At 59.9% G+C, this 10,357-nt stretch carries 6 protein-coding genes and 1 pseudogene; 2 read left to right on the plus strand and 5 right to left on the minus strand.

Features of this window, described 5'->3' with window-relative positions; translation table 11 throughout:
• Positions 1-49: 49 nt before the first annotated feature.
• A complete protein-coding gene (locus DNK49_RS21370) occupies positions 50-1,636 on the plus strand; it encodes a SulP family inorganic anion transporter (protein WP_110529692.1) in 1,587 nt (528 codons plus the stop codon).
• 151 nt (positions 1,637-1,787) lie between these two features.
• Positions 1,788-4,838, plus strand: coding sequence for an EAL domain-containing protein (locus tag DNK49_RS21375; protein ID WP_110529695.1), 3,051 nt, complete (start codon positions 1,788-1,790; stop codon positions 4,836-4,838).
• Between the two features lie 61 nt (positions 4,839-4,899).
• Here DNK49_RS21375 and DNK49_RS21380 read toward each other — a convergent pair whose 3' ends face one another.
• From DNK49_RS21380 to DNK49_RS23970, 5 genes and pseudogenes are all read right to left on the minus strand, one after another.
• The gene (locus DNK49_RS21380) at positions 4,900-5,352 is read right to left on the minus strand and encodes a bacteriohemerythrin (protein ID WP_110529699.1); all 453 of its coding nucleotides are present in this window, start codon (positions 5,350-5,352) and stop codon (positions 4,900-4,902) included.
• A 251-nt stretch (positions 5,353-5,603) separates the two neighbouring features.
• A complete protein-coding gene (locus DNK49_RS21385) occupies positions 5,604-6,284 on the minus strand; it encodes a PEP-CTERM sorting domain-containing protein (RefSeq protein WP_110529702.1) in 681 nt (226 codons plus the stop codon).
• A gap of 372 nt (positions 6,285-6,656) precedes the next feature.
• On the minus strand, positions 6,657-7,439 hold the full coding sequence (locus DNK49_RS21390; RefSeq protein ID WP_110529705.1) for an alanyl-tRNA editing protein: 783 nt from the start codon (positions 7,437-7,439) through the stop codon (positions 6,657-6,659).
• A 1,305-nt stretch (positions 7,440-8,744) separates the two neighbouring features.
• Positions 8,745-9,284: a hypothetical protein gene (locus DNK49_RS21400; RefSeq protein ID WP_133255141.1), complete on the minus strand. Its 540-nt coding sequence runs from the start codon at positions 9,282-9,284 to the stop codon at positions 8,745-8,747.
• Between the two features lie 521 nt (positions 9,285-9,805).
• Positions 9,806-10,357, minus strand: a pseudogene (locus DNK49_RS23970) (hypothetical protein); the annotation flags it as partial.

Raw genomic sequence — 10,357 nt, forward strand, 5'->3', positions numbered from 1 at the left:
CGTCCCGAGCACAGCCCGCCCGCAGGGCTCGAACACACAGGGAGGCTAGATGGAGCGTGCAGATTCGGCTGGACGATGGCGCGGCGACCTGTTCGGCGGGGTGACCGCCGGCGTGGTGGCGCTGCCACTGGCCCTGGCATTTGGTGTTGCATCCGGTGCAGGTGCGGCGGCCGGGCTATACGGGGCCATTGCCTTGGGGCTGGTGGCGGCGCTTGCGGGCGGCACCCGGATGCAGATCTCCGGCCCCACCGGCCCGATGACGGTCGTGTTCGCCTCGGTCCTGCTGGCAGTCGGCAACAATATGGCGCTGGCAATGGCCGCGGTACTGATCGGCGGACTGTTGCAGATTGCGATGGGCATGCTGCGCGCCGGCGGGCTGGTGCGCTTCATTCCCTACCCGGTGGTATCCGGCTTCATGAGCGGCATCGGCGTCATCATCATCCTGATCCAGTTTGCGCCCTCGATTGGCGCGCCGCCGCCCCACTCCCCGCCCGAAGCGCTACTCCGGCTACCGGCCACGCTGGCCGCCTTCAACGGCCAGGCCTGCTTGCTGGCCGCGCTGACGCTGCTGATCGTGTTCCTTGCTCCCGTACGTGTCAGCCGCATCGTGCCTGCGCCATTGATCGCACTGATCGGCATGACCCTGCTGTCGGTATTGCTCGGACTGAATGTGCCGGTGATCGGCGAGATTCCACTCGGTCTGCCCGCGCTGCACCTCCCCACGCTGAGTCTGGAGACCTGGACTACGGTGCTGATCCTCGGCCTTACCCTGGCCTTGCTCGGCAGCATCGACAGCCTGCTGACCTCGCTGGTTGCAGACTCCATCACCCGCACCCGTCACCAGCCGAATCGCGAGTTGATCGGCCAGGGCCTGGGCAACATGCTATGCGCCTTTGTCGGCGGATTGCCCGGCGCCGGCGCGACCATGCGCACCGTGGTCAACATCAAATCGGGCGGCAGCGGCCGACTATCCGGCGTGGTGCACGCGCTGTTCCTGCTGGCCCTGCTGCTGGGCGCAGCACCGCTGGCTACCGATGTACCGCTGGCGGTGCTGGCCGGCATCCTGATCAAGGTGGGCGTGGATATCCTCGACTACCGGCTGCTCAAGCGCCTGCGCAATGCGCCGCGGGCCGATGTACTGGTAATGAGCACGGTGTTCTGCCTGACCGTGTTCGTCGACCTGATCGTCGCAGTGGGCGCCGGCGTGGTGTTGTCGATGGGCCTGATCATCCACAGCCTGATCCGGCAGGCCAGCTTCCGGGTCTGGCCAGCTGCGGCAGGCACCGGTAGCAGCATGGAGGGGCAGGTGCGGGTCATCGAGATCGGCGGTCCCTTCTTCTTCGGCTCTGCCAGTCAGCTGGTGGAGCGGGTGGATCCGGTAATCGGCACGCGTGCGGTCGTGTTCGACTGCAGCCGCGTGCCCTTCATGGATCTATCGGCCGAATTTGCACTGGAAGAGATGGTGGAGGGGCTGGCCGCGCAGTCGATCACAAGCTACGTCGTGGTGCCGGAAGCCATTCGCACACAACTGCTGGCGCTGGCCTCCACCACGCTGACGCCGCAGATCCTGATGCCGGATCTGGCCGCTGCCCTGACAGCCGCACATGAAGAGGAGGGCCAGGTCAGCGCACACTGACGCCCCGATGACGCGCGGCCGCGACATTTCAGATTGGGACTACCCATTTTGAGCCAAACGCGGCATTGTTCATACTGACTTGCGGAATTTACCGCTAGATTGCCGCGGCCGCTTGCACGCCACTGCCACTCGACCCAAAGGACCGCAACACGTGAATCTCGCCGAGCAGATGAAATATGCCGATCTCGTCGATATTCCGCGCCTGCAAGCACTGATGGAGCGTTTCAACGAGGTCGTCGGCATCGCCAATGCCGTCATCGACGTCGACGGTACCGTCATCGTCCATGCAGGATGGCAACGCGCCTGCACCGACTTTCACCGCGTCAATCCGCAAAGCTGCCGCCTGTGTGTGGAAAGCGATACCTCGCTGGTGGAAAGCATGACCCGCGGCAGTCCATTTGCCGTCTATCGCTGCCATAACGGTCTGGTCGATACCGCGGCGCGGATCGTGGTTGCGGGCAAGCATGTCGCCAATGTGTTTACCGGCCAGTTTCTGACCGCGCCGCCGGATACCGACTTCTTCCGCAGCCAGGCACAACGCTTTGGCTACGACGAAGCGGATTATCTGGGGGCCATCAGACAAGTCCCGATCGTGTCGCGTGAGCGCGTTGAATCCATCACCCGGCTTTACGCCCAACTCGCCAGCATGATGGCCGATAGCGGCCTCGATCGCATCCGCCAGCGCGAGGCGACCCGGGCGCTGGCCCGCCTCAATGCCACACTCGAGGACACCGTGGCCGCCCGCACCCGGGCGCTGGCCCAGGCCAACCAGGAACTCTCCGCACGGGAGAGCTTGCTCAAGCAGATTCTCGACACTTCCAGCGTCGCGATCTTCGTAGTGGATGCGCAAGGGTGCATCACCCAGGCCAACCAACGCATGGCGGAAATGTTTGGTCTGTCCCTGGCTGAACTGGTCGGCGCTGAATACGTCAGCCTGATTCATCCGGACGAACGCAACGTCGGCCGTGACAAGATGCGGGCGCTGCTCACCAGCGAAATTGCGGCCGTCGATCTGGACCGCTTGTACTGGCGTGCGGATCAATCCGAATTCTGGGGTCATCTGACCGGGCGCCGCCTGCACCATGCCGACGGCACCATGATCGGCCTGGTCGGGGTCATCGCCGATATCAACGCGCGCAAACTCGCCGAGCAGAAGCTTCAGCTGGCGGCCAACGTGTTCAGTCACGCCCGTGAGGGCATCATGATCACGGCGCCGGACGGCTGCATCATCGACGTCAATGAAGCCTTTACCCGCATCACCGGCTACCCCCGGGACGAGGTGATCGGCCGCAATCCCAGCCTGCTTGCGTCCGAACGCCACGATGCAGCCTACTTCGAGGCAATGTGGCAGGCGCTGATCGGCAAAGGGCACTGGTATGGCGAAATCTGGAACCGTCGCCGCAATGGCGAGGAGTACATCCAGTTGCAGACCGTCACCGCGGTCCGCGATCCGGGTGGCAACATCCGCCATTTCGTTGCGTTGTTCTCGGACATTACCGCCCAGAAAGAACACGAGCGACGACTCGAACACATTGCCCACTACGATGCGCTGACCCGCCTGCCCAATCGAGTGCTGCTGGCTGATCGCATGCAGCAGGCCATGACCCAGGCGCAGCGCCGGAGCCTGCGGCTGGCGGTGGCCTACCTCGATCTAGACGGTTTCAAGGCCGTCAACGACCGCCACGGCCACGAACTGGGCGACCAGCTGCTGATCAATCTGGCCAATAGCATGCGGCAGATCCTGCGTGAAGGTGACACCCTGGCGCGGCTGGGTGGCGACGAGTTCGTAGCCGTACTTGGCGATCTATCCGACACCGCCGCGGTCGAGCCCATGCTGGACCGCCTGCTCGCCACCGTCGCTCAGCCCTTGAACGCGGAGGGTTGCGAGTTCCGCCTCTCGGCCAGTCTGGGCGTCACCTTCTATCCGCAAAGTGAAGAGGTCGACGCAGACCAGTTGCTACGCCAGGCAGATCAGGCGATGTACCAGGCCAAGCTTGCCGGCAAGAATCGATACCACGTATTCGACGCTGAACAGGACCGCCATGTGCGCGGGCATCACGAAAGCCTCGAGCACATTGCACGCGCGCTGGCTGAAAAAGAATTCGTGTTGCACTACCAGCCCAAGGTCAACATGCGCACCGGCAAGGTGATCGGTGCAGAAGCGCTGATCCGCTGGCAGCATCCTGAACGCGGCCTGCTGGCACCTGCAGCCTTCCTGCCCGTCATCGAAGACCATTCTCTGGCCATCCAGCTTGGCGAGTGGGTGATCGATACGGCACTCAAACAGATGGAGCAATGGCAGGCAACGGGCCTGTCATTGCCCATCAGCGTCAATATTGGCGCCCGCCAGTTGCAGCAGGCTCACTTCGTGGACCGCCTGAAGACGCTGCTCGCCGCCCATCCGGACATCACGCCGGACCTGCTTGAACTGGAAGTGCTCGAAACCAGTGCACTGGAGGACATGGCTCAGGCCTCATCCGCGATCGCAGCCTGCTGCGAGTTGGGTGTGCGCTGCGCGCTGGACGATTTCGGTACCGGTTACTCGTCGTTGAGCTACCTGAAGCAACTGCCCGTGTCGCAACTGAAGATCGACCGCAGCTTTGTCCGCGACATGCTCGACGACCCAGACGACCTCGCCATCCTGGAGGGCGTGCTCGGTCTGGCAAGCGCATTCCGGCGACAGGTCATCGCCGAAGGCGTGGAGAGTCTGGCGCATGGTCAGTTGCTGCTGCAGCTGGGCTGCGAACTGGCGCAGGGCTATGGCATTGCCCGCCCGATGCCAGGCAATGCGCTCGCCAACTGGGTGGCGGAATGGCGTCCCGCCTTGACGTGGTCGAATACGAACCCGGTCAGCCGTGACGATCAACCGCTATTGCACGCCATCGTCGAACACCGCGCCTTCATTGCGGCGGTCGCCAGCTATCTGGTTGGCGAACGTACCCAACGCCCCGCTCTCGACGCTCAGCACTGCCGGCTGGCGCTGTGGCAGGCTTCCGACGCCTCAGCCCGCCATCGCTCGAACCCGGCCTTTGCCAACATTGCCACGCTACACCATCGACTACATCAGCAAGCCGGCGAAGTACTCGAACAACATGCCAAGGGGCAGGTCGATGCCCTGGAAGCTGGCTTGAGTGCGCTCAATGACCTGGGCACCAGCCTGCTCGCGCAGCTTGAAGCCCTCGTTCACACACCTTTACGCTAGGCCGCAGGCCTCGGCAGCGCGCGTGTGCGCAGCCGGTCCAAGGCACCTGGATCGCACTGTCTCAGTGCAGACGGGCGAAGAAACGCCCCAATAACGACACCGGCCGGCGCTCCTGACGAAACTGATCGGCATAGCGCTTGTCTTCGACCAGGATGTGATTGACCAGCCAGTCGCGCAGGAAGTGGATCAACTCGAGGCTGACCTGCCGACCGGCAAGTGCCGACCGCTTCTCCTGAATGATGTAGTCGACGAAGCGACGGTGCTGTTCAATATGTTCATCGAATCCCATGTACGAAATCGAACGCATGAAGGTCTCTTCTTCGGTGAAATGCAACACCGTGTAACGCTCAAGATCCTCCAGAATGCCACCAAGCTCCACCGTCTCGGCACGACGGATGATGGCGGACCACAGACGGTTCATGATGTCGAACAGCATCCGATGCTGATCGTCGATCTCGTCCAGATCCAGTGCATACCCATCCTGCCAGGTCACGAGCATCGCATGATTGCTCATCGTCCTCTCCTGATAATAGAACTCCGCACTCGCGGAAGGTTGAAACGCCGTTCTAGCGTGCTTTCGCACACATCCAGGAGGATTCTAAAGCAATATTCAAGCCACGCCATATGCATCAAAAAACACTTTCTGCATTTTCATGGCCTGCGCTCGGACAGCGTACATGCATTGCTGGCGATACCAGAAAAGACTGTGAGCCGGAGCAGCCGCCTCGGGCGAACTTCCCACAGACGTCCCCGGCACACAAACAACTATTGATCCAAAGAAGCGCTGACCCCGCGCTTACGCACGCCAAGCGCACCGATCAGACCGAGGCCTGCCCCGAACATCAGCCAGACACCGGGCTCAGGAACCGGGGCGGCGACAATCCGGTAGCGGTATCCAGCCAACTGCCCGATCGAAGCAAAGCCCTCCAGCTCCAATCCGGTGGGGGTCAGTGTTCCGGCCAGTGACGAAATCGATCCAAACAGTATGGTTCCGGAGCAATACATGCCCGGCCCCATGGGAAAGTTGCAGGCTCCATCGTTGCCGGCAAATGCGTTCCCGCTGAGCCCAAGATAATAAAGCGGAAACGAGAAATCGCCGGGAAGATCAGTCGCCGATAGCGCCGGATTGCTCAGACGCAACCAATAGGACTCTTGAGTGAAACTGACTTGCTCACCTGTCGGATCCGAGTCGAGGTAGTACGACCACCAATGACGCTCGAAGCTGGCGTCGAAACGTCCATGAAGCTGGATTGCTTCCGGCAGGTCAGCTTCTCCGAATACCCATGCAGGCTGAAAATGGACCGTACTGCCAGGTCCGATGACATAACTGCGAGTCTCGGTGTCGACACCGGAGTCGACAACGATAACAGCGCTCGCCGCCCCCGAGGCAAGCAGGCCCGATAAGGCGGCGGACGTGAGTAAGGACTTCAGAAGACGTTTGAACATGGCAGCTCCAACAGGTCAGGTAATCACGAGAACACACGCCGCACGCCAGGCAACCCCAGCGCACAACGCGAGCAGCCGCATTAATGCAATTATCATACCCAATAAAGATAAAAAAATAAACCCATTGAATTCATTGATTTATCTTCGACTATCGAAGCTGGAGAGTCCGCCCCGCCCGATGAGCGTCAAAAAATCCGACAGTGGCTCACAGGCACATCATGTCTCACCGGCATGTCAGAAGTGAAGGCTCCAAGCAGGCTTCTCGAGGAACTCACGCCCATAATCCATGATATTTAAATTACCCCAAAGCCATTCATCGTAAACGCGACAGTTTGCTTATACACTTTGTCAGTCAAGAAAAGGTGCCGAGTGTCATAGTGGCGTCCGCCCTTGATAGGGCGACAGATCCAGCGCCGCATCAACGAACTCACATGAGAGCCGTTCTTTCCCGGTACCCAGGCATTTACGCCTGATCTTCAAGAGGCCGATCGAACCAGTGGATGTCAAATGCGTTCCTCCACATGGCATCTGATGAGCTTCGCAGCGCCAGATCCTTGCGTCGGCATGAACCTCGTGTGACTCGACGCGAACCGGAGCATTACGGCAAACCAAATCATTTGCGAAAATCGTGATTGCCTCGACCTCTTCTGGTGTGAAACGCTCCGCCACCTTGAAATCGAACCGCGCCCCCTCGGGCTTGATGTGGCAACCAAGAATCCCCGGAATCGCATCTGGCCGGAAGAGACCAATTCCTACGTAGACGAGATGCGATGCAGTATGGCTCAAAGTCAGTCGAGCACGTCTCTCAATGTCAATCTCGATATCGACCGACACGCCCTCCTCGATTCCGGCCGCAACCGACCGGTCGTCAGGGTGAACCATGTGCCAGATCACGCCATCGATCTGAATGTCTGGAAACCCCTCCAAACGCGGTGCATAACCATACATCCGTTTCGCCTCCACAAAGCGAATACAGCGGCCATCAGGCAAGTGAATCACCCCGCGATCGGATTCTTGCCCTCCACCTTCCGGATAAGCCACCGTTGAATCTAGCTCGACATAGTCCGCATTGCTGCGCAAGACCTGTGCTGAGCAATGAGCGAGATACGGATCCTCGTAATAACGTTTTCGCGTCGTTCTTCCAATTAGATTCATTTCCCTGCACCCATTTGAGATATTTTCTGAGTGTCAGTTGCCACTAAACAAGCACTCTGTGGCATCGCCTGCATACCTTTGACACGGGTAACTTGGAGGCTAGTCCGGACCGTCACCACCGAAAACAGTCCCTGCACCGTGATTCAGACGGACAGCACTCCCAAAGTGCAGCATCAATCTGATGCTTTTAGCATTTTCTCGCAAGGTCATCACAGACATCTCATGGCAGTGCCAGGATGCAGCATCAGGGCCGTACGGAAGCCATATCCGGGGCGACTCCATTGATGCAAGCAGCGCTTCGTGGGAAATTCGCCATCACGACTCATCACCACCTCCTTCGGTCGGCAATGCTTCCGTTGCATTACACAAACGGTCTCTAGCAGAGCAACTCGTACAATGCGAAAGGTCGCTTGCAGCGACTCTCGCGTTTCTGCGGACTGTCACCTCCCGGAGCTGCAAATAATTCCCAAAAGGCTTGAGAAGATCCATCCGCATACAGCTGCACTCCATAGCACTCCCCAGCTCGAAAAGTGCCCAAGCGGCGGCAGTTCCCTTAAGGAAACTCAATTTATTAGTATCTGTTTGTCGTAACTGTATATCATTATTTGAACGCAGCGCAAGGTCTACGGCTTCAGAAACAACGCTCTTTAATCTGACTAGTAACACCGGTAGCTTTTCTAGAACCTAGCCCCCGCGCCACGGTTAGGTAGCAGCCCGCTGGCTCACGATTTCCTGCACGGGGTTGCGGGTGTAGGTGAGGGTCTGGTCCTGCGCGGTGCCGGCGAGGTTGTGGCTGAGGCTGGCGAGCGCGCCCTGGGGGCTGTAGCCGTAGCTGGTGGTGGTGCCGTTGCCCAGCGTGACCGTGGTGCGACGGGAGAGGTCGTCGTAGGCGTAGGTGGCCAGGTTGGTCGTGCCCAGTTCCTTGATCGCGCTCGGACGGTTGAGCGCGTCGTAGGTGGTGGTGACGTAGAAGCTGGTCTCGGGCCAGGTCAGACGGGTGCGGTTGCCCGCTGCGTCGTACTGGTAGGCGAGCGTCTTGCCGCCGGCGGTGGTGCTGGTGAGCCGCTTCGCTCAGGCAGTGCAGATAGGCGTGGTTGTCCTCTTCGACAAAGAAGTAGGCTGACGAGTGACCACGTTGCACGATGTGCAGCGGTACGTGATTGAGATGGATGCGCGGGCGACGGGACATGGGCTCGCTCTAGGCAACGGTCGCGAATATATCGAACCTGGCCCCTTTAGCCGCTCATCGACTCGGCCGCATAGAACAACGCCTGCACAGGACGAGCGTCTTTCAGGCCACCGAATCTATTGCGGTGTCCGATGCTCGTTGACAGCAATCCTGCTGCCCTGCGGCAGTTGCGATGGCGCAACTTCATAACGCAACTGGAGCACTAAGGGGAACGTGTCAGCGTCGAGACTCAGTTCAGCACAGCGCGTGCTGATGAAACAGACACCTGAATCGACGATGACCGTTTGACGCTCGTCGTCTTCATCACCGATAGCCCCGAACTTTTGCTCGACCCCATGCCGGCCAACGGGCTGATACGTGGTCTTCGTCGGCTTCTCAATCCATTCTTCCCGGCGAAGTAAGAACACGCTCGCAACGACGAAGTCGCCCAGTTCAAGCCGATCCCATTCGGTCAGCTCGCTCGGCGGCTCAACAGGCCTTGCTCGCGCAACAAAGACTTCGAACATCGGTACAACGGTTTCGTCGCTCAGATCGACTCGGATCGAGAGACCCTCAGCGAACGTCGCAACGACTTGGCTGTATGCGAGAACGCCTGGGTAACGACGCGCCGCCACCTTCTCCAGCCGCATCCCTACGACGCGGCGGAGAAGCTCCATGGTTGTGGAATCGCAGGTCGTGGTCACTTAGCCCTCTGGCGGAAAGTGGATCGTTTCATGTGGCCTTGATCCGTTGGCTGGGATATCGATGCGCGGCCCCTGGCCATCTTTTCCAGGGCGAAGTCGAACTACGGTTCGGTGCTACTTGGGCTCCATTATCCTGCGTCGTCGACTTGCCGCCGCTCAAGCCGTCAAAGACTTCCTGCGAACCGCCCGGCAAATCGGTATTGATCCGTTTCCCGGAACCTTCGCGAGGATTCGGGCCAGTAAGACCCGTCGGTAGTTCAGCAGGCGGCTTGTCTGTACTATCTGCCCCGGCAGATCTTCAGTCTTACGGCGCGCTCGCCTCTAGATCCTGCTCATGTACCTCAAGGGAGGAACCGTCCTCGAACTCGATCTTTTTATCGTCCCCGATTACAGTCAGCGTGGCAGCGTAGCCGGTCTTGGTCGCGCTCTCGAGCTTTTCGGCGTCGAAGGCTTAGGTACAGACAAACGTGGGGACAGACCAGAATGGCACTAAGTTAAGCCACATTTGCACGGTATCGGCCGCGATGGGGTACTTCAATCATTTGATGGCGAGGGGCTGTCAAGAGTGCGAAAGGCTTCGGACGTCGTTTCAAACATCGTGGCTCCCGTCGCCCTGGTCGGGCGCTGACCAGACGAGTGCCGATGGCCGCGCGGAGCGACTCGAGCAAACGCCGCCGTTCGCTGGCGTCGGTAGCACCTTGATGGAGTTGCGGCTCCCACTGCCGCAAGGCTTGGATGCTGGCTTTGAAACTGATTCGGCGCGGCGGGCTTTCGACGGCGTTGGCTGCGTCGACGATCAGCCGACGCACAGCGTTATAGGCAATGAAGTACATCAGGCCTTCTTTCTTTACCAAGGCGGGGGTTCGGCATCGCAGCACATCCATCCCCATGGTCGTCTTGATGTCGCGGAAGAACAGTTTGAATCGCCCCGGGTTTGGTGGAGGCTCTAGTTCTTGAGAAGATAGAGCCATGAAGAAGTCAGTGAAGTTCTCCCCCGAAGTTCGTGAGCGCGCCGTGCGCATGGTGGCCGAATGTCGTGGCGACCA

Origin of the sequence: Parazoarcus communis SWub3 = DSM 12120 (assembly GCF_003226565.1) — a bacterium.
In the GTDB taxonomy this organism is placed as follows: Bacteria; Pseudomonadota; Gammaproteobacteria; order Burkholderiales; family Rhodocyclaceae; genus Parazoarcus; species Parazoarcus communis.